Raw genomic sequence first — 23,271 nt, forward strand, 5'->3', positions numbered from 1 at the left:
GGGTGACGGCGTACCTTTTGTATAATGGGTCAACGACTTAGTGTAACAAGCAAGCTTAAGCCGGTAGGTGTAGGCGAAGCGAAAGCGAGTCTGAATAGGGCGATTTAGTTTGTTGCATTAGACCCGAAACCGAGTGATCTAGCCATGAGCAGGTTGAAGGTTGGGTAACACCAACTGGAGGACCGAACCCGCATCTGTTGCAATAGATTGGGATGACTTGTGGCTAGGGGTGAAAGGCCAATCAAACTCGGAAATAGCTGGTTCTCCGCGAAATCTATTTAGGTAGAGCGTCGAGCGAATACCCCCGGGGGTAGAGCACTGGATGGGCTATGGGGACTCACCGTCTTACTGATCCTAACCAAACTCCGAATACCGGGGAGTACTACTCGGCAGACACACGGCGGGTGCTAACGTCCGTCGTGAAAAGGGCAACAACCCTAACCTCCAGCTAAGGTCCCCAAGTCATGGCTAAGTGGGAAAGGATGTGAGGATCCCAAAACAACCAGGATGTTGGCTTAGAAGCAGCCATCATTTAAAGAAAGCGTAACAGCTCACTGGTCTAAATAAGGGTCTTTGCGCCGAAAATGTAACGGGGCTGAAGCCATGCACCGAAGCTGAGGATTTGCGAGCAATCGCAAGTGGTAGCGGAGCGTTCCGTAAGCTGATGAAGGGAGACCCGTGAGGGCTCCTGGAGGTATCGGAAGTGCGAATGTTGACATGAGTAACGATAAAGAGGGTGAGAGACCCTCTCGCCGAAAGACCAAGGGTTCCTGCTTAAAGTTAATCTGAGCAGGGTTAGCCGGCCCCTAAGGCGAGGCAGAAATGCGTAGTCGATGGGAACCACGTTAATATTCGTGGGCCTGGTGGTAGTGACGGATTGCACAAGTTGTTCATTCTAATTGGATTGGATGGGCAGCGGAGCGGTTCCAGGAAATAGCTCCACCGTATAGACCGTACCCGAAACCGACACAGGTGGTCAGGTAGAGTATACCAAGGCGCTTGAGAGAACTATGTTGAAGGAACTCGGCAAATTGCACGCGTAACTTCGGAAGAAGCGTGACCCCATGCTAGGCAACTATTATGGGGTGGCACAGACCAGGGGGTAGCGACTGTTTATCAAAAACACAGGGCTCTGCGAAGTCGCAAGACGACGTATAGGGTCTGACGCCTGCCCGGTGCTGGAAGGTTAAGAGGAGAGGTGCAAGCTTTGAATCGAAGCCCCAGTAAACGGCGGCCGTAACTATAACGGTCCTAAGGTAGCGAAATTCCTTGTCGGGTAAGTTCCGACCTGCACGAATGGCGTAACGACTTCCCCGCTGTCTCCAACATAGACTCAGTGAAATTGAATTCCCCGTGAAGATGCGGGGTTCCTGCGGTCAGACGGAAAGACCCCGTGCACCTTTACTATAGCTTTACACTGGCATTCGTGTCGGCATGTGTAGGATAGGTGGTAGGCTTTGAAGCGGGGACGCCAGTTTCCGTGGAGCCATCCTTGAAATACCACCCTTATCGTCATGGATGTCTAACCGCGGCCCGTTATCCGGGTCCGGGACAGTGTATGGTGGGTAGTTTGACTGGGGCGGTCGCCTCCGAAAGAGTAACGGAGGCGCGCGATGGTGGGCTCAGACCGGTCGGAAATCGGTCGTCGAGTGCAATGGCATAAGCCCGCCTGACTGCGAGACTGACAAGTCGAGCAGAGACGAAAGTCGGTCATAGTGATCCGGTGGTCCCGCGTGGAAGGGCCATCGCTCAACGGATAAAAGGTACGCCGGGGATAACAGGCTGATGACCCCCAAGAGTCCATATCGACGGGGTTGTTTGGCACCTCGATGTCGGCTCATCGCATCCTGGGGCTGGAGCAGGTCCCAAGGGTTTGGCTGTTCGCCAATTAAAGCGGTACGTGAGCTGGGTTCAGAACGTCGTGAGACAGTTCGGTCCCTATCTGCCGTGGGTGTAGGAATATTGACAGGATCTGTCCCTAGTACGAGAGGACCGGGATGGACATATCTCTGGTGGACCTGTTGTCCTGCCAAGGGCATAGCAGGGTAGCTATATATGGACGGGATAACCGCTGAAGGCATCTAAGCGGGAAACCCACCTGAAAACGAGTATTCCCTATCAGAGCCGTGGAAGACGACCACGTTGATAGGCCGGGTGTGGAAGTGCGGCAACGCATGAAGCTTACCGGTACTAATAGCTCGATCGGCTTGATCGTTCTCATTGACTATGCTCATCTCAAGGCGACCGCAAAGCGGTCGTCCGGATCGATGATGCAAGACCTTTGTCCTGACGCGCCAATGGCGCTGCGGACGGCCCGCGCTACCAAGCGCGACGGCCTCTGGCCTGTATGGGTGCCACAAGCATCCGCAGTCAGAAGAGGTTCCAAAGACGTGTTCAAAAAAAGAAAACAGGCTAATGCCTGCCAGCTTCTCAAAACATATAGTTGCGCTTTGCCGACCTGGTGGTTATGGCGGGGTGGCTGCACCCGTTCCCTTTCCGAACACGGCCGTGAAACGCCCCTGCGCCCATGGTACTTCGTCTTAAGACGCGGGAGAGTAGGTCGCTGCCAGGTCTGCAAAGCGCAACTAATCAATCTTCTCATCACCAAACAAACGGCCCAAAGCCGAAACAAAAGGGCCGCTCACAAAGCGGCCTTTCGTGTTATAATACACCAGCAAATCCCAGCGATTTGCTCATGGCGCGGGGTGGAGCAGCCCGTTCGGCCTGAAATCGATCCACTGGATCGATTCCTTCACGGCCTCACCTCGTCAGGCTACGCCTGACAGCGCTCCCGGGCTCAAACAGCTCGGAATACATTAACGCGGGGTGGAGCAGCCCGGTAGCTCGTCAGGCTCATAACCTGAAGGCCGCAGGTTCAAATCCTGCCCCCGCAACCAGATACACAAAGGCCCGCCTCGTGCGGGCTTTTGTGTATCTCGTAACGGGTCGAGGATTTAACGCCTCCTCAGGGGCCCGCCAAGAAGGCGAAGCCGACGCAGCGGGACAGAAACTTCAAATCCTGCCCCCGCAACCAATCCTTTCCTTCCAAAAATCAAAACGCTCCTCGTGGAGCAGCCCGCTCGGCGGGCAATCGATTCACTGGATCGATTGCTTATCCGCCTCGCCTCGTCAGGCTCATAACCCGAAGGGTCCGAAGGACGGTTCAAATCCTCCCCCCGCAACCAAATCCCAAATATACGAACATTGACACACAAATGCCCGCCACTCCGGCGGGCTTTTTTGTGTCTAGTCTAAGGTACATCGCAGCAACAATCGTCAATGCAAACGCGGTTGGCGTCGCTCGCTGAGCTGCCGTCCCCGGTTCCAGCGGGCGATGGTCTAAAGAAAAGCCCGCCTCGTGCGGGCTTTGTGCGTTTGGTAACGGGGCGAGGTTAACGCCTCCTCAGGGCGTCGGCGCGGTCATCATCATACAAAACGAGCCTCCGCTGCAGTACATAGCTAATCCCAGGTTAGCCTTATTGCGACTTTTTACCGAACGTATCGAGTGCAGCCAGCTCGTCCCCTTGTCTATGGCCATGGTGCGCCTACATCTCTACAAGATATGGTTGCAGTTACGCAGGTCTCACACGAGTGCCTTGCGGTTGATGATTTTGGAATTGCCAATGATCTGGAACCACCGCATTACCCGCATTCTGATCGGCATATCACTGTTCGCGCTTGCCATCGTACTTTTGCTGCCCGGCCTGACTGGCTTTACAAGTCTCGACGGTACAGTCAATGCGCGATTTGCGATCGTGAACGCTCCTATCGACGGCGAAGTCGCAGAAACTCCTCCAAAAGTTGGTGCGCGCGTGTCGGCAGGAGCGCCGCTCGCCGTGATACACAATGCCCGCGTGAACCGCGCAATACTGACTTCGCTGCAGGCCGACCACATGACTGCTGTCGAACATGTTGCGGCGCTAAAGCGGGAACGCGATGAGCTTGTACGGCTTCGTGATCAATTGGGCGCACGCATGGAAGTCTTTACGCGCACAACCGTTGCCGACTTGGAGCGACAAGTTGAAATTCTAAACAAACGGGTCAAGGTTTCCAAGGCGCAGGACAATGTCGCGCAAGTCGACTTTGACCGGCGGCTCGCGCTTGAGGCGAAGGGTATCCTGTCCACCAAGATGGTCGAGTCCGCCCGAGCCGCCTGGGAAGCGGCGGGGGGCGAACTCGAAATCAGTGGCTTGACCGTAGCCCAGCTCGAACAAAAGCTGGAAGCCGTTCGCAAGGGTGTTTTCGTTTTCGGTGACGGCCAGAACGACGTGCCCTATTCTCGCCAGCGACAGGATGAGGTCATCGTTCGGATCAACGATCTCAATACGCGCATCGCCGAAAACGAAACACGGGGCGCGCAGGTACAGATGCAGCTGATTGAGGAGGAAAACCGCGTCCGCAGTCTCACTTCGGCATCAGATCCATCACCTTTCGACGGAGTCGTGTGGAGTAGCAACATCGTCAACGGCTCGAACGTCATCCTCAATACCGAGCTGATGCGCATCCTCGATTGCAGCGATCTTTTCGTCGATATCCTTGTTCCGGAGGTCGATTACCAAGAGATTTATCCAGGCCTTGCTGCGGAGGTGCGCTTGTTAGGCGGAGGCGAGGCCTTCAAAGGCGTTGTCCTATCGGTAAGAGGCAGTTCCGCGGTCGCCGAGAAGGACACGCTGGCAGCCAATCAGCCCGAAACAACCAAACGCAACGATCGAATACGCGTCGGTCTGGCTCCCTCCGCTCTCAATACGGATTATGCGAACTTTTGTCAGGTGGGGCGTTCTGTTCAGGTGCGCCTTCCCAAACCTAACATCCACATATGGAACTGGGTAGAGAGCCTGTGGTTCAGTATCTCATAGCACTGGCTCCGACATTTTCGGTTTTGGCGTTCTTTTTGCTTGGGCCTTTCAACTGGTCGCGTAACTATAGCTCGACGCGCGCAATCACATGCGTGGTCGTTGGCGCCATTGCGTTGCGCTATATACTCTGGCGGCTATTCGAGACGGTACTTCCCTATCCCAACAATGGCCTCAACTTCTACTGGGTCTGGTTTCTGTTCATCATAGAAATCCTCGCATTCTTCGAAGTCGTGCTCTTCCTGGTTTTGATGAGTCGATACGTGGACCGGAGCGCAGAAGCCGACAGGCTCGCGCCAGACTTCTTTAGAGGTGACGAGGATGAATTGCCCACGGTGGATGTGTTCATTCCTACCTATAACGAGCCGCTCGACGTCCTGGAACGGACGATCATAGGGGCGCTTGCGCTCGATTATCCGCAAGACAAGCTGAAAGTCTACGTGCTCGACGATCAACGTCGTAATTGGCTCAAGGCCTACTGCGAGGAGAAGGGAGCAATCCACGTCACACGGCCCGACAACAGCCATGCCAAAGCCGGCAACATGAACAATGGTCTGAAGGTCAGCTCCGGCGACTTCATCGCGATATTCGATGCTGACTTCGTGCCCTATCGTCACTTCCTGCGCCGGACGCTTCCCTTCTTTTCCGATGCGACCATCGGCATCGTTCAAACGCCACAGCATTTCTTCAATACCGATCCGGTGCAAACAAATCTCGGTCTCGAAAATATCTGGCCGGACGAGCAGCGTTTGTTCTTTGATGAAATTGCACCGAGCCGAGATATCTGGGACGTCAGTTTCTGCTGTGGGTCATGCTCAATCGCGCGACGCAAGGCGATCGATGAGATTGGGGGGTTTCCAACGGAATCCATCACAGAGGATCTGTTGACCACCCTTTCCATGCTCAACAAGGGTTACAAGACCCGTTACCTGAATGAGCGCCTGTCGATGGGATTGGCCGCTGAGAATCTGACTGGCTATTTTGTACAGCGTGAGCGCTGGTGTCAGGGGGGAATTCAAACACTTTATCTTCACAACGGCCCACTGCGCGGACCTGGTCTGTCGCTTTTTCAACGCATCATGTTCCTTCCGCTGTCGTGGTTGGTGCAGTATCTGGTGCGCTTTACGATATTGATCATCCCGATCATATATCTCTGGTTCGGCTTGCTGCCGCTCTACTTCACCAACGCTGCAGACTATATCTCCCATCAGGTGCCGTTGCTGACGGCCTATTTCCTTTTGATGCTCTGGATAACACCGACCCGATATTTGCCTGTCGTATCGAGTGCCGTCGGGGCTTTTTCGACGTTTCGGATGTTGCCAACCGTTATTTCCAGTGTGGTGCGTCCCTTCGGCAAGCCATTCAGGGTGACCCCGAAGGGCAGCGGCAACGAGGCGATCGGATTTGACGGATACAGCCTTGCCTGGATAGCGGCGTTGATCGTGGCGACGGCCATCGGTCTTGTCATCAATATTGTCCCTGAGACCTCCCATATCGAGGCGCAGTTCTCGCCGATTGCGGTTTGCTGGTCGGGCATCAACATTCTCGTTCTCGCTATTGCGTCCTTGATCTGCTTCGAAAAACCGCGACGGCTCTTCGATGCGTTCAAACTTGACGAAGCGGTTCACGTCGACGGTGTTTCCGGCCGCATAGTCAGTCTGGCGCTCGACAAGGCAGTCGTTGCTGTGCCACCGGAGACGCGCTTTGCATCCGCCGATGTCACGCTGTCGCTCGAGGGGTTCTCGCCCTTCAAGACCGAACTAAGGACGGTCACCCAAAGACGAAGGAGCATTGCCCGCTCAGGCGACAAGGAGGCCTTCTACCTGCACCTTTTTTTCAATCTTAGCGGTTCGCCCCGCGATAAAATGATCGTGAAACTTTATACCGGGCGTTACTCCCAGGACGTTCGTGACATTGACAAAGTCGCTGTCTCGATCAACCTTCTGCTTCGGACATTCGGTCGGACCCGGACGCTTTGAGCGAGGCGTTTCCCGGCCCGGCAGCCGGCCAATCGCCAGGCCGGCAAACGGTCAAGAAGCCTACTGATCTGAGCCGAACGCGCGTGAGTATTTCGGGTATCTCTCGATCGAGAAAGATCAGGCTTGCGGCGCCAATCAGGCCGGCATGACGCCCGAGTTGCGCCCGCACAATCGGCACGTCGCGATAAGCGGGCATCGCTCGTTCCTGAATGGTCGTCTCGATCGGCTTGAGAGGAGACCATAGCCGTGGGAAATTCCGCCGCCCATGACGACCATGTCGCGAGATGGAGCAGATTGGTAAAGCCGATGCCTAGCCAGTGAGCTTCCCTGTCAATCAGCCCAAGTGCCGCTTCGTCACCGCCGCATGCCGCCTCGACAACGTGTCGACCCGTGACCTCGCCGTCGTGGGACAGCGTTCGCAACGCCGAGCCGTCGCATGCCGTGCCCGACGCCACAGCCTCGAAGCAGCCCCCCGCAATGGCATCGTTCGCTCTCGTTCGTGATGGTCATGTGGCCGATTTCACCTGTGAGCCCGCGGCGCCCATGTACGATCCGGCCATCGGAGATCACCTCGCCGCCGATACCTGTCGATACGGTGACGAACACCAGCGAAGCCGCGCCGCGGCCGGCGCCGAAATGCCATTCGCCGAGAGCGGCGGCGTTGCCATCATTCTCCAGCCGCACAGCAGGTTCAACCGGTCCTGAAGAAGGCGCGCGAGGGGACTTCACGCCAGCCCGGTAGGCTCGTCAGGCTCATAACCTGAAGGCCGCAGGTTCAAATCCTGCCCCCGCAACCAGATACACGAAAGCCCGCCTCGTGCAGGCTTTCGTGTGTTTGGACACTGGGCATCGCGCGTCCACAACAATCATCAATGTAAACGCGGTCGGCGTCGCTCGCTGAGCTGCCGTCCCCGGTTCCAGCGAGCGAGGGTCTCCGGCACGACGCCCGTCTTGCGAACGGCGGCCTCGGCACTCATGCGGATCCGTTCGAGGGCAACACCCGCCTTGGCGGCATAGTCGAGGGCGGCCGGATCGTCCGAATGCACATCCTGGATCGCGGCGAAGACGGTCTCCGCCTCGGCCAGCCGTTTGCTGGCCGCAAGGGCGATACCGCGCTTGTAATGCGCCTGGATGAGATGCGGCCCGATCTCGCCGACCCGGCGGAAAGTCTCGGCGGCCTGCTCATATTGATGTAGCGCAAGCTGCGTGTCGCCAAGCCGCATATGGATCGGCGTCGGATCGGGCGCTTGCTCGACGAGGGCCTTGTAGGCAGCCAGTGCCTCCGTCAGCTTGCCCCGGTCGAACAGCAGATTGGCGAGCCCGAATTCCGCGCCGGTATGGCCTGGAGCCGATTGCAGGACCTGGTTGAAGGCGATCTCCGCCTTGCTCCGGGCTCCATTGCGGTACATGTCGAGCGCCTGTTCATAGACGAAACGAATGCTGCGCGGGTTGAGCACGCCATGCAGATTCTGGCCGCTGCGGGTGCGGAACAGGGTGCAGCTGATCCGCCTTTCCTCCACCCCGAACATGTACTTATAGGGTTCGTTTCCGCGCAGGAAGTCATAGGTCTTGAAGCCCTGCTCGATCGCTCGCCGGATGCAGTATCCATGCAGGATGAGGCCGGGAGACGGCGTCTTCCAATTCTCGTCGCGGCCGGTGATATAGAAGAGGATGGCCTTTCTCTGCCGGTCGACGATATTCGCCAACGCCCCGAGCGGCTGGTCGCCATGCCAAAATATCGGCACCTCGAGATTGCCGCAGTTGAAGCTGTCCATCAGCATCTCGCGCGTGGTGATGATCAGCCGCTCGGTCCGCTCGGCGCCTTTGCGGGCACTCCATTTGATCCGCCAGAGATTGAAGAGGATGTCCATGTCCCGATCGATGGTCTCGGGAGTTGCCATCGTGATCCGGTAAATATCGTCGCCTTCGACCTTGCGCAGGAACCGCCGGAGCTTCTGGCGCGTCTGGCTGCTCATCCTCTGCTCGAGATAGTCGTCGAAGCTGGCCGGCAGGGGGACGATGGGACAGATCGTATTGTCGATATTCTCGCTATTCTTGGGCGAGCTGTCGCGAAACATCACCTCCGGTCCCTGCAGCGCCTCGATCATCTTCTCGCGCCGGCCGGCAGGGCCGCTGAAATACTCGAGCTTCAGGTCGGTCCAGTTCTGATGTTTGAGAAACGAAGCAAAGCCGGCAATGGCATGATGCTCGTAATCCGGTCTGACGATGAGACCGGTATAATCGGCCGCAAAATTCCCGGCCATGATGATTTCGTCGTAGAAGAGCCCGGTCTTCTCGTTCAGATGCGTGATGAGACGCAGCGGAAAGAAGGCGACATAAGGTGCTTCGGGGTCGCGTTCGCGCAGAGCAAGGATGAACCAGCGGCGTCGGCGGGACAGATAATTCTTCAGCCAGATCCAGGAGAGGAAATGCTGCGCGTCGGGATCTTCCATGAAGACCTGATCCCAGTTGTCGCGTACCGCCTCGAACCCGGCAATGGTGTCGATGATATCTATGCGCATGCCGCCCCCCAATACCCCATACGTCACTCGGGAGGTTTCATTCTAATGGCAAACATCGATCTTCAAATAAACCGTCCGGATGATTTGCAGGACCTAAATGTGATTAGTCCGGAGCCGGCGTATAACCCAAAATCGCGATCGTTTTTGGAAAAAATCATGCATAGATTCAAAGTGATAGAGCCTACCTCCTCTTGGAGGGCGGCGCGCTTCAATGTACATCGCCCGAAAGTGTGCAGCGGTTTTGAGAACATGCATACATAAGGATTAGATCAGAGCTCACCGGCGATCTGCGGGCTCGCATGGATGAAGGCCCAGAGCGTCCGGCTGATGGCGACGATTTCGGCGATCGACTTTTCCAGAAGGTCGATCTCGCGTGCGTCCATCTGCTCGATCTTGCCGTAACGGATCTCCTTGTCGTCCTCGACGAGCCGCATCAGCTGCGTGCTCGAGATCTCTCCCTTATCGTCGAAGGAATAGATGCAGTGATTGTATTTGTTGCGTGTCTTGGATTCTTTCTTCAGCCGCGACATGGCCGAAAGGATCGCCTTGCGGTCGGAAGGAGATGTCGAAGCGAGTTTGGAAAGCCGTTCGATGAGGTCGATCCGGGCGCGCGTCGTGTTGAGCGTCAGGAACACGACGATTGCTGCTTCCTTTTCGACCCGGAGAAGATGGGCGATGATGTAGATCAGCAGGCTTTCGGTGTTCGTCCAGACATAGTTCAGCCGGCCGACCCGCAGCAGGACATCGGACATCGCCGCCATGCTTGACCCTTTCTCCCCGGAGGGGATCCATCCATGAAGGATGGCATATGGACATTACATCAGAACAACGGGCAAGTCCGTCGCACTTACCGGATCGCGGGCGATCAGCGTTCCTTGAAAGCCCGCGACATGCTGTCGGTGATTGGTTTGCTCAAATATTCGAAGAAGGTGCGTTCCGACGTCTGGATCAGCACTTCGGCCGGCATGCCGGGAACGGGATGGAAATTGTGCACCCGTGCAATCTCGGAATCGGGTATTCCGACGCGGACGATATAGACGTCCTTGACTGAAGCTCCCGAATTTTCCTCGATCGAATCAGCTGAGACATAGAAGACCTTGCCCTGCAGAACAGGGGTCGTGCGCCGATTGAGCGCCGTGAGGCGGATCGAGGCCGTTTCGCCCTCATGCAGCTGATCGATCGAGGTGCGCAGCACCTGCGCTTCCAGGATCAGCGGCACATGCGCCGGCAGGATCTCCATGATCGGCTTGCCTGTCGTGATGACACCGCCGGCTGTGTGAAAATAGGAGCGCACGACCGTGCCCGACACCGGCGAACGGATGGTGGTGCGTTCGAGCACGCCGGCGGCCTCGCGCATCTGTTCGCGCACGCTGTCCAGATCGGTTTCGGCGGTCTCGAGTGCATCGAGTGCCGCCTGCTTATTGGAGTTGACGGCGATGACGGCTTCCTGGCGGAATTTGGCGATCTCCGCCTCGCTCTCGTTGAGCTCACCATTCAGTCGAGCAATGTCGCCCATCGCATCGGCGATCGCCCGTTCGATGGCCAGAAGATCCGTCTTGCGCATATAGCCGACCTTGACCAGTCGGGCCTTGGAATCGCGTTCCTCGGTCAGCAACGACAATTGCCTTTCAAAGGATTCTCGTTGGCCCTTATAGCCGGCGAAACGGTATTCTAGCGACTTGATGTTCTTCTCGATCAGATTTAGCTGCTCCTCGAGCTTGATCTGCTTGCTGTGGAAGACGACGTTCTGGCTCTGGATGATCGCGTTGATGTCGGGATCGCTTGCCTCTTTCATCACGATATCGGGAAGTTGGAATTCGCGCAGGCCCTGCGCTTCGGCGCGGAGCCTTGCGACGACAGCTTCCAGGCGCAGCCGACGAAGCTGCAGCATCCGCTCGTTCGAGCGGGACGCCGTGGGGTCGAGGGTCAGCAGGATATCGCCTTCCTTGACCGTATCGCCCTCGCTTACGCGCATCTCCCTGATGATGCCGCCTTCCAGATGCTGGATGATCTTGTTGTTGCCGGTCGCGACGAAGCTTCCTTGCGCGATAACAGCGGAAGCAAGCGGTGCCGTCGCCGCCCAGAAGCCGAAGCCTCCGAACGAGGTGAAGAGAACCGTCAGGCCGACGATGCTGTGCATCCGGATCGAGCGCGGCACGTCGCTATACCATTCGAGCTGCACCGGACCGGTCGTCTCCTGCTTTTTCCGTCCCATGTCGTTCATCCTTCGATGCGCGGTGCTTGTTGACCGTTATTGCCGTTGTTCTTGGAAAGCGCCTGCAGTACCTCGATCCTTTCCCCGAACATGGCGACAGTGCCCTCCTTGAGCACGAGGATCTTGTCGACGCATTGGAGAAGGGCTGGACGCTGGGTGATGGTCACGGTGGTGATGCCCTGCTTCTTGGCATGGATCAGCGCCCTGGCAAGCGCTGCCTCGCCCTGGGTATCGAGGTTTGAATTCGGCTCGTCGAGGACGACGAATTTGGGGTTGCCGAAAAATGCGCGAGCCAGCGCAATGCGCTGCTTCTGGCCGCCGGAAAGCGGAGCGCCATCGGCCGCCACGATGGTTTCGTAGCCCTGGGGGAAGCCTGCGATGAGCTCGTGCACGTCGGCCAGCACTGCGGCTTCGTAGATCTGATGATCGTCGACGTCGTCGCGCATGCGGCAGATATTGGCCTTGATCGTACCGGGAAAGAGCTGCACGTCCTGCGGCAGATAGCCGATGCTTTCGCCGAACTGGCGCTGGTCCCAGTTGCGCAGATCCATCAGATCGAGGCGAACATTTCCCGATGTCGGGACGATCGAGCCGACGAGCATCTTGCCGAGCGTCGTCTTGCCGGACCCGGAATTGCCGATGATCGCAAGCGATTCCCCCTTCCTGAGCGAGAAGGAGATGCCGTTGAGAATGACCTTCTTCTGCGGCGGCGGCACGAAGAGAATGCGTTCGACATCGAGCCGGCCTTCGGGATTGGGAAGGCGCAGGCGCGGGAAGTTCAACGGCGAGTTCAAGAGCAGGCTCTTGATCCTGCCATAGGCGGCGGCCGACCGGTTGAACTGGTGCCAGCCTTCGATGGCGCCTTCGATCGGCGCCAGCGCGCGTCCCGATATGATCGAGGAGGCAATCACCATGCCGCCCGTCAGCTCGCCCGAAAGCGACAGGTGCGCACCCCAGCCGAGCAGGGTGACCTGGGTGATCATACGGCAGGCCTTCGATATGCCGGAGAAGATGATGTTGCGGTCCTGCGCCTCGACTTGCGATTTCAGCGAGCCCGCCGTTTCCCGGCCCCACATCTTCACCGCTTCGGGGATCATCGCCATTGCGTTGATGATCTGCGAATTGCGCGACATGGAATCGAGGTGGAAATTTGCCCGGCTGAGGTAGCCGTTGGATTCGGCAAATTGCCGGGCGGTGAATTTCTGGTTCAGATAGGCGATCACGAAAAGCACCGCGCAGCAGGTCATGATGATGATGCCGAGATGTGGATGCACGAAATAGACAACGACCACGAAGAACGGCATCAGCGGCGCATCGAGAAACGCGATCAGCGTGCCGGATGTCAGGAAGCCGCGCAAAAGCTGCAGATCCTGCAGCGTCTGATAATCCTTGCCGCTGCCATGCAGCGATGCTCTCGCTGCAGCGCTGAGGATCGGCGCGCCGAGCTGCACTTCGAGTTCCACCGCGGTGCGCATCAGGATGAAGCGCCGCACCGAATCCATGAAGGCCTGCAGCAGCACGGCGCCGATCACGGCGATCGAGAGCATGACGAGCGTATCGATGGAGCGGCTCGTCAGCACCCGGTCGGATATCTGGAAGAGATAGAGCGGGATTGCCAGCAGTAGGACGTTGATGGCGATCGTGAACATCATGACGACCACCATGTTGCGTCGCACCGCCGCCATGCCCCGCGAGAGGCTGGCGGCGAAATTCACAGGCTCGCTGCGCTTGTGAAAACCGCCGCCACTTCCTCCGCCCCCGCCCCCGCCGCCCCCGGGATCGGAATCCTTGCCGTTTCCGCCGCCGCCGGTGCGCAGCCGCCTGTCACTCTCGCTGATCGGACCGCTTTCGCCTTCGATGGTCTTGCCGAAGGGCATCGTCGGGCTCGATTTGAGCTCGGTCTTCTCTTTCGGCAGTTCGGGGGGCACCCGCGCTTCGATCCGCGGTTGGGCCGGTGCTTCCACCGGTTTTGCTGTCGCCGGGCTCGGCGCCACGGCGGCAGGAGGCGCAGTTTTCACATTCGAGCCTTCCGGCGTCACCGTTTTCTGCGTCACGGGCGGCTGAATTGCACTTGCGCCTCCGATGTCGGCAGCCTCCCGCGCCGCAACTTCGACCGTCTCCTTGCCGCCGTCGGGAGACGAAGCAACGGCGCCGCTGAGCCTGCGAAGATTCTCGACCGCCTGGTCGATCGCGGAGATGCACACTTTGCTCATCGCAGCGTCCGAGGGGGCAGCGGAAGGAATATTGCCCGACCTGAGATCGAGGGCGCTGCCTGCCGCAAAGATTTGTTTTGAAATCTGGTTCATCGTGGTTCCTCCGCAATACTCAAGGTCACGCGACCATGGCTTGCATTACGTCGGCGGGGTGCGCCGACGACCATGAAAAATCATGTCCGGCATTGATGACGCCGTCCGCAGAATCGCTGCCCGCCGGATCGTCGTTGTCGAGAAAGGCAATAACTTCGTTGGCGAGCCTGTCGTCGGCCGGCTGCGGCTGCGTCGTGTCATGCTCCACCAGCCCGCCCTGAATGAGGATGGCGTCTGAATAGAGCTGGCCCGCCAGATAGGTCGTCTGGCCGAAACTGTCGTAGTCGACGATCTCGGCGATGTTGATGACCGCATTGCTGCCTGTGTCGATCGTCACCGTTGCATCGGGATTGTTGTCGAGGATGGTCGATGCCGCCTGGGTCACATCATCGGAATCGCCGAGAATGCTGACCTGCTTTATGATCGTCATGTCGTAGAGATTGCCGGTGATGTAGAGCACGTTGAGACCGGCATATCCCTGGAAACTCACATCGAACGACAGCCCTTCCGGCATATTGGGATCGCGATCTTCGATCGCCTTCTGCGCCTCGACCATATAGTCCGGCATGGCCGCGAAGGGGCTGTCCGTCCCGACATTGTGGATCGAGGCGAAATTCCAGATCAGGTTGTTGCCGGTCTGGATGTCGGCGCCGGGATCGAAGCCGTCTTCCGCCCGCACCCAGTCATTGTCGTAGAGCAGCGAGATCTGCGTGATGCTGTTGATGTCGAGCACATTGCCGCCGATGATCACCAGATCATACTGCATGCCCATCCCGAAAAAGGAGGAGAAGTTGATGGAGGTATTGCCGCCCGTCAGAACCGTGGCTTCGGATCCCGAGGTGGTTACCGTCATCATGTCGTTGTCGCTGACGAAGTGATATTGCTCGATCCACTGTACGAAGGAAACGTCGCCATCGATGACGCTGACCCGCCAGCTGTTCGGGAACGTCGGCTCGGCAGCATCGCTGTCGGCGTGGCTCGATGCTTCGAAGGTGCTGTGTTCGAAGACGGCGATATTTTTGGCGACCGTTCCCGCCTCCTCGGCCGAATGGCCGGATGAGCGCAGCGCCGAGGCGATCTCGTCGTGATCGCTGTAGACGAAGGCCTGAGAGATCGCGTCGATCTGGTGGTAGTTGCCCATTACCGCGGTGACCGAAGTAATGACGCCGGAGTTGATCACCGAGGCGACGTTGACAAGGAGATTTGCACCGGCGGTCACATCAAGGCTACTGCCGCTGGGATCTGTCTGTTCGACGGACGAATTGCTGTCGTCGGGTTCTTCCTGGAGCTTGGCGAGACCGCGGTCGGGCAGGAAGTCGTCGAGGACGGGTATATCGGTCTCGGCCTTGCCATTGACGTAGACGATGGGGCCGTCGCCCGCGGGATGGGTGGTGACGAAATGATGCGTCGCGTCGGTGCTGGGCGAGGTTGTCCCGCTGTCCTCGGTATTCTGGACATTCTGGATATAGCTTTCGAGATCCTGGGCGATCTTCAGCGCGCCATCATAGGTGTCGGTTCGGTGGAGGCCCGAAAAAGGCGTGAGGATCTCAGCCTTGGTGCTGAAGTCCGCGAGCTTTTCGATGACAAAAGTCGTGTCTCGCGGCGCATGGACGCCGTTCGTCATATCGAGATAATCGTCGTCGTAGAGGACGTTGACCTGGAGGACATGACTGATCGTCGAGCCAGGCCCGGCAAAGACGGTCAGTTCCGGCTCATCCGTGAGCACGATATCGGTCGGATCGCCGAAATGCGGTAACGGGATGTCCTTTGCGGCAATCGCCGCCAGCTTCTCGAGGCTCTCTTCGAAGACGCGGCCTAAATGGCGTGCCGGACCATATTCGATCTCGTAGCTGCCGCTTTTGTAAATGACGCCTGGATCGTAATCCTTGAGCTGAAGATCGGAAGAGAAGGCAGCCGTATAGGCATCCTGATCCGGCAGAACGGGAACATCCGCGCCCGGTCCTGCGCCTTCAGCATAGTTGGTGCGCAACCGCATCTCGTCGGTCGTCATCTCGAAGAGACCGATGAAGTGCGCGATGATTTCCGAAATCTTCTCGATATGCATGGTTCGGCCCTCCCATTCGAAATGACGATCGGCCTTCTGGGCGCCCCTCGCTGGGAGCTGCGGTGTGGTCGTCAAACCGTTTTCAAGCAATCAAGCTGCACCGGCCGGGGCCGGTGCAGCTCGTCTTGGTCGTTGGAGGTCCGTGTCAGGTGCTGGTATCCTCGCCGACGTCGGAAACATGAGAATTGCCGCCGATGACGCTGGAGTCGATTGTGTTGCTGAGCAGGTTCGCACCCTGAACAAGCTCGAGGTGGAAGCCGGAATTGGCAAGGATTGCCGAAGCGTCGGCCGTGCTCGAGCCATTGGCATCGTCGCCAGCCTTGAGATCCCAGCCCTTGCCGTCCATCTCAATGCCTTCTGCACTATCGGCGTGGCCGCCATCGGCCTTCAGATGGTTCTCGGCCGCCTGGTTGTTCATCGTGGTGTTCCAGGCATTATCCTGGTCAGCCAGATGGTTCGCCTGGACGGCGCTGAAGCCGCTGTCGTTGCCGGCGCCGGACAGCGAATTGTTGAGGATGCTGTCAACGTCGAGAGTGAAGGAGAAGTCGTCGCCGAGGTTGAAGGTGAGGTCGTGGCCGGCAACGCCGAGATTGTCGAAGTCCTTGACGTCTTCGATGACGGCGAAGTCGGTATCCGTCTTGTTGAAGCTGTCGGCCGTGTTGTTGCTGTCGGAGATCGTCTTGGTATCCGTATCCGTAATGGTCTTGACGTCGGTGTCTGTCACGGTCTTCGTATCGGTGTCCGTGATCGTCTTGGTGTCGGTGTCGTTGTCGCTGTACGACTTGCTGTCATAGCTCCAGTCGTAGTCGTTATTGGAGTCGGTGATCGTCGTGGTCTTGGTGCTCGTATCGTCGTCGGACTTGTAGCTCCAGTCATATTCGTTGTCGCGGTTGTCGCCATTATTTGCGGAGAGCTCGGCCTTGACGTCCACATCTACGCTGTTGTCGGTATTGTCGCGATTGTCGCCATTGGCGACGCCGCCGACATAACCGGTCGAGCCGTCGTCAACTTCAGTTGAATTGATAGCGCTGTTGGCAAAGCCGTCGGCAAGCGCCCCGACCTTCGTGATTTCGATGTCGTCAGACATTCAAGTTTCTCCAGAAAAAAACCGGAGCAGCTTTTCGAAATCCCTCTCATCTCAAATGGGATTTTACTCGCGCTCGCTCCGATGCGGTTAACATCGGCAGATGTATTCGATACTAGTCATCTGCGGCTTCTTCGCGATTTGTTGATCAAACCGTTGGTATTGGGAACGTACGCACTCAGTACAAGGCCGCACATATCCGGCTCCGAATCCTGAAGCGGATAAGGAGTATTCACGCTTACTTTTCGTGGGTTGCCCTAAATGGAGGCCATGTATCAAAACGCAAAACAGTACATGGGTTTTCCATGTCGCCACTTGGACGACGATCACAGATTGCTGGAAAAAATGCGGATCCGATAGACATCAATTCGGGCTAAGGCGGATCTGCCATGCCCGGTTAGCCCTGGATAGCCCCTGTCGTTGGAGCTTTAAGATCTCTTCGGCGGGAGCGTCGGCGGGCAACGAGAATCCGGGGATCCCGGCATTCGCTGCCGGGTTTGAGGGGCGCCTTCCCCGTCCTGTATCCGGCCACCCTGCATGACGAAATTATGGCAATCTGTACTGAAATATTACATTAAGCTGTTCAGCTATAGTCAGAGCAAATATAACCTTGAAGTATCTATTGAAGTGAAAATACAACCAAGGCTTTGTATCGTATCGTTTTTCCCCCGCTAAAACTAATCACTTTGGGCCATTTCCTTCCTTCTCAATCCGTATTAACATAATTAAGAAATGTCTAAAAAATAAGGCGATGACATTCGGGATCGACATTTCATACTATTTAATACCCGCCATCGCTCCACGTTTGAGTAAAGTGTAACGCTAGGGGAGGCGTATATGTTCATGACAGGGTCTGGAATGGAGAATGCGGACCAAGGAAGGAAGTTGAGTTCGTCTGGAGATACTATACTAGTGGTAGCCAAGGCGGATCTGTTTTCGGAATGCATGGTAGAAGCACTGGCAAAGAAATTTCCGAACTGTGAAGTAGCAAGCATAACGAGCACAAAGCCGATGCTGGAAAAAGATACCAGCGAAATGAAGCTCGTTTTATTCTATCATATACCTGGCCCTGAGCTTCAAGAAGCGCTGCAGGCTGCCCGCGAAAACCACCCTGAAACCTCGATCGGACTTGTCGTCGAAGCTATCGACATGCTCGAGCCCTATGTCAGCCGGCTGGTGGAGGCAAGGATCATCGATGGCGTCCTGCCGCTCAACCTCCGACTCGACGTCTTCATGGCCGCTGTGGATCTACTGATGAAGGGCGGCGAACATTTTCCGTCGGCACTTCTAAACCGTCTCAACAACAAGAACACCCAGCTGGAACCTTCGCTCTATCAGACAAAATCGGTCGATGCGGCGCGCAACAATGCGCTCAAGCTGAGACGCGACAGTATCTCCGCTTTGACCACCCGGGAGGTTCAGATCCTGGATCTCATATGCAAGGGGACGCAGAACAAGATCATCGCCGACAAGCTGCATCTTTCCGAAAACACCGTGAAGGTTCACGTCCGCAACATCTACAAGAAGATGAACGTCCGAAACCGCACGGAAGCGGCATCCCGTTTCTTCAATGAACACCCTGCCGGCGAAGACGATATGTCCGGCCGGTGGCGCAATTGATGTAACGATCTGTTTTGCTTCAGATAGAGGGACGCGCAAAGCAGCGTGACTTCTGTCCGAAGCCGCTTGGGGAGCAGATATAAGGCGCTGAGCCGTGATAGGCGACAGTGCGGGCCGTGACCCCGGCCGGGCGCCCGGCGCGATTTTCCGGATAGGCATAGGCCTTGGAGACGCGCGGCGCCTCGACGATACTCTTCTTCGCGACGACCGCGATATCGTCATCAACGACCGTGCAGGCCGTCTGTCCGATCGCCATAAGCGCCGTTCCCCAGACGAACATCGCCAAGCGAAGACGCCGGCCTTTCAGCTGCGCTGCATCTTGTTTTTTCAACATAGCCCAAACCCCTCGCATATGGCGCTTCCGGATGCAAGACCGGCCGTGCCGTTGAGCGCGGCCGATCCCCCGACTTCCCTCGTATATTAGCTGCATTGAGTGAAGCTTGAGAGGCGGATGAGAGGCGTATTGGTGGTAAAGCGTTGAAAGTGATTAATCATTTGTTACTTTGAAGAATACTTGCGTAATTATTTTGGATAGCTGGAATTTTTCAAGTTGACCTTGGCGATAGTCGTTGTATTGTTTTAATAGTAATTCGGTATCTGGAGAGTAACTACAAAGTTATTCATGTATGGACGCTCAGTTTCATGAATATCCGGAGCGGATAACGGAGGCATGCAGTGCATAAATAATCAAAAGACTAAATACATGGGAAGGAGTTTGTAATGCGTAGTTTCGTTCCCAACGAAGGCTATTCTGAAGTGTCAGGCATACCGGTGCTCCAAGGGCGACGCACCGTTCTTGTGAATGGCGGGGGCGGCTTCCTCGGTTCACATCTCTGCGAAAGGCTCCTGCAGCGCGGCCACAGCGTCATATGCCTCGACAATTTTTTGACCGGCCGCCGTACGAATGTCGATCATCTCACATCGAACACCCGCTTCCGCATCGTCGAGCACGATGTTCGCCAGCCCTTCGATATCGACGCGTCGCTCATCTTCAATTTCGCCTCCCCCGCCTCTCCGCCTGATTATCAGCGGGATCCGGTGGGAACACTGCTCACCAATGTGCTCGGCGCCGTCAACACCTTGGACTGCGCGCGAAAGACCGGTGCAATCGTCGTTCAGTCGTCGACGTCGGAGGTCTATGGCGACCCGAACCAGAGCCCGCAGCACGAATCCTATTGCGGCAATGTCAACCCGATCGGACCGCGCGGCTGTTACGACGAAGGCAAGCGCAGCGCCGAAACGCTGTTCTTCGATTACCACCGGACTTACGGCGTCGACATTAAGGTCGGCCGCATCTTCAATACCTACGGGCCGCGCATGCGCCTGGACGACGGACGGGTGGTTTCCAATTTCATCGTGCAGGCCCTGCGCAATGCCGATCTGACGATCTATGGCGATGGCCAGCAGACCCGTTCCTTCTGCTATGTCGACGATCTCATCGACGGTTTCCTGCGTTTTTCGGCTGCCGGCAGCGCTTGCAACGGCCCGATCAACCTCGGCAATCCAGCCGAAATGACCGTTCGACGCCTGGCGGAAATCATTCGGGACCTGACGAACTCGCGTTCCCGGATCGTCCACCTGCCTGCGGTCACCGACGACCCCCGTCAGCGGCGGCCGGATATTTCCCGTGCCATGGCCGAGCTGGGCTGGCAGCCCCGCATCGGGCTCGAAACCGGCCTGGCTCGCACCGTCGAATATTTCGACGGCCTGCTGGCCGGCACAGAGAAGGCGGAGGTCGTATGAGATGCCCCGCTACATTCTCGTCACCGGCGGCGCCGGTTTCATAGGCAGTCATATCTGCAAAGCGTTGTCGCGCGCCGGCATGATCCCGGTCACCTACGACAATCTCTCGACGGGACATGCCGACAGCGTCCGCTGGGGTCCGCTTATCCGGGCAGAGCTTGCCGACGCCGCCGCGCTGCGCCGGACTCTTGCAGAATTTTCGCCCGATTGCGTCATCCATTGTGGTGCCAATGCCTATGTCGGCGAATCCGTCGACATGCCCAGGAAATATTACCGGAATAACGTCGTTGGCAGCCTGACCCTGCTCGAGGCCTGCCTCGATCAGGATATCGACCGGATCGTCTTTTCGAGCAGCTGCGCCACCTATGGCGTTCCCGCCTCGTTGCCGATCCGGGAGGAAAGCCCGCAGCACCCGGTCAATCCCTATGGGCGCACCAAGCTGATCTTCGAGATGGCGCTCGAGGATTTTGCCGCTGCCTACGGCGTCCGCTTTGCCGCACTGCGTTATTTCAATGCCGCCGGCGCCGATCCTGATGGCGAGCTTGCCGAACGGCATCACCCCGAGACCCATCTCATCCCTCGCGCCCTTCTTGCCGCCGCCGGCAGGCTGGAGCGGCTCGATATCTTCGGCACCGATTATGCGACCGAGGATGGAACCTGTGTTCGCGATTATGTTCATGTCAGCGATCTGGCGCAGGCGCATCTCGCCGCCGTCAATCATCTGATGGCGGGCGGCGGCTCGCTCAGCGTCAATCTCGGCTCTGGCCGGGGCACCTCGGTGCGCGAGATTCTCGAGGCGATCTATCGCGCGAGCGGCCGTGAAGTCCCCGTGAATTATCGCGCTCGCCGCGCTGGCGATCCGCCGGTCCTCTTTGCCAACACCGCAAGGGCGAAGGCGGAGCTCGGTTTCTCGCCGGTTTTCTCGGATATCGATACGATCATCCGCACCGCCGGCCCCACCTTCGGACTGGAGCTGACGGCATGAGCGACGCACTGCAAGTCGGTCACAGCGCCAGGACGGCGAAGGCCGCCGCAGCTGACGCATTCGATCCTGTTTTCGCTGGCTGGAACCGCGTCGCCTATGGCTTCGGCATCCTCTGCTGGCTGACAGCACTCGGTTATTTCTGGATCTGGTGGTGCCAGTCCGCCCATATCATTTCCTGGGCCGCCTTCGTGCTTATCACCCTCGTGCTTGCCTGGATCACGCTTGTGCCGGCCTATTTCATCCTGATCTTCCTCGATGCGAGGACAGTTAATCCTGCGGCACGGCTGCCGGAAGGGCGGGTGGCAATGGTCGTCACCAAGGCGCCGTCCGAGCCCTTTGCCGTCGTCCGCGCCACGCTGCAGGCGATGCTTGACCAGATCGACGTCGATTTCGATGTCTGGCTGGCCGACGAGGACCCTTCGGAGGAAACCAGGCGCTGGTGTGCGGCGCATGGCGTGCTGATCTCCACCCGGAAGGGCGTGACGGAGTATCATCGCACCACCTGGCCGCGCCGGACGCGTTGCAAGGAAGGCAACCTCGCCTATTTCTACGACCACTTCGGCTATGCGCGCTACGATTTCGTCGCCCAGTTCGATGCCGACCATGTGCCGACGCCGACCTACCTCCGTGAAATCCTGCGCCCCTTCGCCGATCCTAAGATCGGCTATGTCTCCGCTCCCAGCATCTGCGATGCCAATGCCAGCGAAAGCTGGGCGGCGCGTGGCAGGCTCTATGCCGAGGCAAGCCTGCACGGTTCGCTGCAGACGGGTTACAATAATGGCTGGGCGCCTCTTTGCATCGGTTCTCATTATGCGGTTCGCACGGCGGCCCTTCGCCAGATCGGCGGCCTCGGCCCGGAACTTGCGGAAGACCATTCGACAACGCTGATGATGAATGCCGGCGGCTGGCGTGGCGTGCATGCCGTAGATGCGATCGCTCATGGCGACGGACCGGCAAACTTCACCGATCTCGTCGTCCAGGAATTCCAGTGGTCGCGCAGTCTCGTCACGATCCTGCTGCAGCATTCCCGCCGTCATATCATGCACCTGCCTTGGCGACTGAGATTTCAGTTCGTGTTCTCGCAGCTGTGGTATCCGCTCTTCTCCGCCTTCATGGCCGTGATGTTCCTGCTGCCGGTTGCCGCCTTGATGACGGGCCAAGTCTTCGTCAATGTGACCTATCCGGATTTCCTGCTGCATTTTACGCCGATATCGGTCGTGCTGACGCTGTTTGCCTTCTTCTGGCGGGCTACGGGAACCTTCAGGCCGCACGATGCGAAACTGTTCGGCTGGGAAGGGCTAGCTTTTATCTTCCTGCGCTGGCCGTGGTCGCTTGCCGGCAGCCTCGCTGCGCTTCGCGACTATATCTACGGCTCCTTCGTCGATTTCCGCATCACACCGAAGGGAAGGCAGCAGCAGCGGTCTTTGCCGTTGCGCGTCATCGCGCCCTATATCGCGCTCGCCGGACTGTGCGCAGCCGCCATGGCACTGGCCAGTGAGGCCGCTGCCGCCCAAGGCTTTTATATTTTCGCGGCGATGAATCTCTCGATCTATCTGTCGCTGACGGTGCTGATCGTCATTCGCCATGCGATCGAGAACGATCTGCCGCGGCTGCCGCAATCACGCGGCCTGTGGCTTGCGACGGCCACGGGGCTTGCGATTTGCATCACCGGCGGCATGCAGGCGGGCAGCCATGGTCTGCATAGCCTCGAGGCCCTTTCCCACGGCCAGACGTTCATCAGTTTCAGCCAATCACAGTTTGCCGTAGCCGGTGCCGGTGTCGGCGGCGGCAAGACCAGGATCGTGAAGTTCCGCCTCAGATGGAATGGGTTCGGAAGCACGGGGCGGGACGAACAAGGTGTCTGAGCCGGCGGAACCGGCAAGTGTCGAGTAGGAGGAT

General features: G+C 57.7%; 14 protein-coding genes, 2 tRNA genes and 2 rRNA genes (1 of these 18 cut by a window edge). 10 read left to right on the top strand and 8 right to left on the bottom strand.

Annotated features, from left to right (window positions below):
- The 5 genes from ACD590_RS22645 to ACD590_RS22665 form a co-directional block, all read left to right on the top strand.
- A 23S ribosomal RNA gene (locus ACD590_RS22645) occupies positions 1 to 2,215 on the top strand; it begins 665 nt to the left of the window's first position.
- Positions 2,216 to 2,457: 242 nt separating this feature from the next.
- Positions 2,458 to 2,572: ribosomal RNA gene (gene rrf / locus ACD590_RS22650) — 5S ribosomal RNA — on the top strand.
- Positions 2,573 to 2,820: 248 nt separating this feature from the next.
- A tRNA-Met gene (locus ACD590_RS22655) sits at positions 2,821 to 2,897 on the top strand.
- Positions 2,898 to 3,623: 726 nt separating this feature from the next.
- Positions 3,624 to 4,856, top strand: coding sequence for an HlyD family secretion protein (locus tag ACD590_RS22660; RefSeq protein ID WP_018244204.1), 1,233 nt, complete (start codon positions 3,624 to 3,626; stop codon positions 4,854 to 4,856).
- On the top strand, positions 4,838 to 6,832 hold the full coding sequence (locus tag ACD590_RS22665; RefSeq protein WP_018516412.1) for a glycosyltransferase: 1,995 nt from the start codon (positions 4,838 to 4,840) through the stop codon (positions 6,830 to 6,832). Before ACD590_RS22660 ends, ACD590_RS22665 begins: the two co-directional genes overlap by 19 nt.
- A 354-nt stretch (positions 6,833 to 7,186) precedes the next feature.
- On the opposite strand, the gene ACD590_RS22670 is transcribed toward ACD590_RS22665, so the two are convergent.
- Positions 7,187 to 7,561 (bottom strand): ROK family protein, encoded by a 375-nt coding sequence (locus ACD590_RS22670; protein WP_439003394.1) that lies wholly within the window; start codon positions 7,559 to 7,561, stop codon positions 7,187 to 7,189.
- Here ACD590_RS22670 and ACD590_RS22675 point away from each other — a divergent pair.
- Positions 7,546 to 7,629: transfer RNA gene (locus ACD590_RS22675), tRNA-Met, on the top strand. The two genes, ACD590_RS22670 and ACD590_RS22675, sit on opposite strands and share 16 nt — an antisense overlap.
- 72 nt (positions 7,630 to 7,701) lie before the next feature.
- On the opposite strand, the gene ACD590_RS22680 is transcribed toward ACD590_RS22675, so the two are convergent.
- From ACD590_RS22680 to ACD590_RS22705, 6 genes are all read right to left on the bottom strand, one after another.
- Complete coding sequence (locus ACD590_RS22680; RefSeq protein ID WP_439003395.1) at positions 7,702 to 9,354, bottom strand: GNAT family N-acetyltransferase; 1,653 nt, start codon at positions 9,352 to 9,354, stop codon at positions 7,702 to 7,704.
- A gap of 269 nt (positions 9,355 to 9,623) precedes the next feature.
- Positions 9,624 to 10,115: a hypothetical protein gene (locus ACD590_RS22685; protein WP_018244207.1), complete on the bottom strand. Its 492-nt coding sequence runs from the start codon at positions 10,113 to 10,115 to the stop codon at positions 9,624 to 9,626.
- Positions 10,116 to 10,219: 104 nt separating this feature from the next.
- On the bottom strand, positions 10,220 to 11,569 hold the full coding sequence (locus ACD590_RS22690; RefSeq protein WP_439003396.1) for an HlyD family type I secretion periplasmic adaptor subunit: 1,350 nt from the start codon (positions 11,567 to 11,569) through the stop codon (positions 10,220 to 10,222).
- A 5-nt stretch (positions 11,570 to 11,574) separates the two neighbouring features.
- Positions 11,575 to 13,875, bottom strand: a complete 2,301-nt coding sequence (locus ACD590_RS22695) for a type I secretion system permease/ATPase (RefSeq protein ID WP_439003397.1) — start codon at positions 13,873 to 13,875, stop codon at positions 11,575 to 11,577.
- A 25-nt stretch (positions 13,876 to 13,900) separates the two neighbouring features.
- Positions 13,901 to 15,940: a hypothetical protein gene (locus ACD590_RS22700; protein WP_439003398.1), complete on the bottom strand. Its 2,040-nt coding sequence runs from the start codon at positions 15,938 to 15,940 to the stop codon at positions 13,901 to 13,903.
- 145 nt (positions 15,941 to 16,085) lie between these two features.
- A complete protein-coding gene (locus ACD590_RS22705; protein WP_439003399.1) occupies positions 16,086 to 17,027 on the bottom strand; it encodes a fibrinogen-binding protein in 942 nt (313 codons plus the stop codon).
- Positions 17,028 to 17,861: 834 nt separating this feature from the next.
- On the opposite strand from ACD590_RS22705, the gene ACD590_RS22710 reads away from it, so the two are divergent.
- Positions 17,862 to 18,644: a helix-turn-helix transcriptional regulator gene (locus ACD590_RS22710; RefSeq protein WP_112905619.1), complete on the top strand. Its 783-nt coding sequence runs from the start codon at positions 17,862 to 17,864 to the stop codon at positions 18,642 to 18,644.
- 19 nt (positions 18,645 to 18,663) lie between these two features.
- Here the strand turns inward: ACD590_RS22710 and ACD590_RS22715 are convergent, their stop codons facing one another.
- The gene (locus ACD590_RS22715) at positions 18,664 to 18,978 is read right to left on the bottom strand and encodes a hypothetical protein (RefSeq protein WP_018244213.1); all 315 of its coding nucleotides are present in this window, start codon (positions 18,976 to 18,978) and stop codon (positions 18,664 to 18,666) included.
- 386 nt (positions 18,979 to 19,364) lie between these two features.
- Here ACD590_RS22715 and ACD590_RS22720 point away from each other — a divergent pair, with 386 nt between their 5' ends.
- The 3 genes from ACD590_RS22720 to ACD590_RS22730 are packed head-to-tail and all read left to right on the top strand — an operon-like array spanning position 19,365 to position 23,237.
- Complete coding sequence (locus ACD590_RS22720; RefSeq protein WP_112905620.1) at positions 19,365 to 20,387, top strand: UDP-glucuronic acid decarboxylase family protein; 1,023 nt, start codon at positions 19,365 to 19,367, stop codon at positions 20,385 to 20,387.
- A 1-nt stretch (position 20,388) separates the two neighbouring features.
- Positions 20,389 to 21,372, top strand: coding sequence for a UDP-glucose 4-epimerase GalE (gene galE / locus ACD590_RS22725; protein WP_131702045.1), 984 nt, complete (start codon positions 20,389 to 20,391; stop codon positions 21,370 to 21,372).
- Positions 21,369 to 23,237, top strand: a complete 1,869-nt coding sequence (locus ACD590_RS22730) for a glycosyltransferase family 2 protein (RefSeq protein WP_439003400.1) — start codon at positions 21,369 to 21,371, stop codon at positions 23,235 to 23,237. Before galE ends, ACD590_RS22730 begins: the two co-directional genes overlap by 4 nt.
- Positions 23,238 to 23,271 lie beyond the last annotated feature (34 nt).

It is taken from the genome of Rhizobium sp. 862_C5_N1_2 (genome assembly GCF_051811205.1).
Taxonomy (GTDB): Bacteria; Pseudomonadota; Alphaproteobacteria; order Rhizobiales; family Rhizobiaceae; genus Rhizobium; species Rhizobium leguminosarum.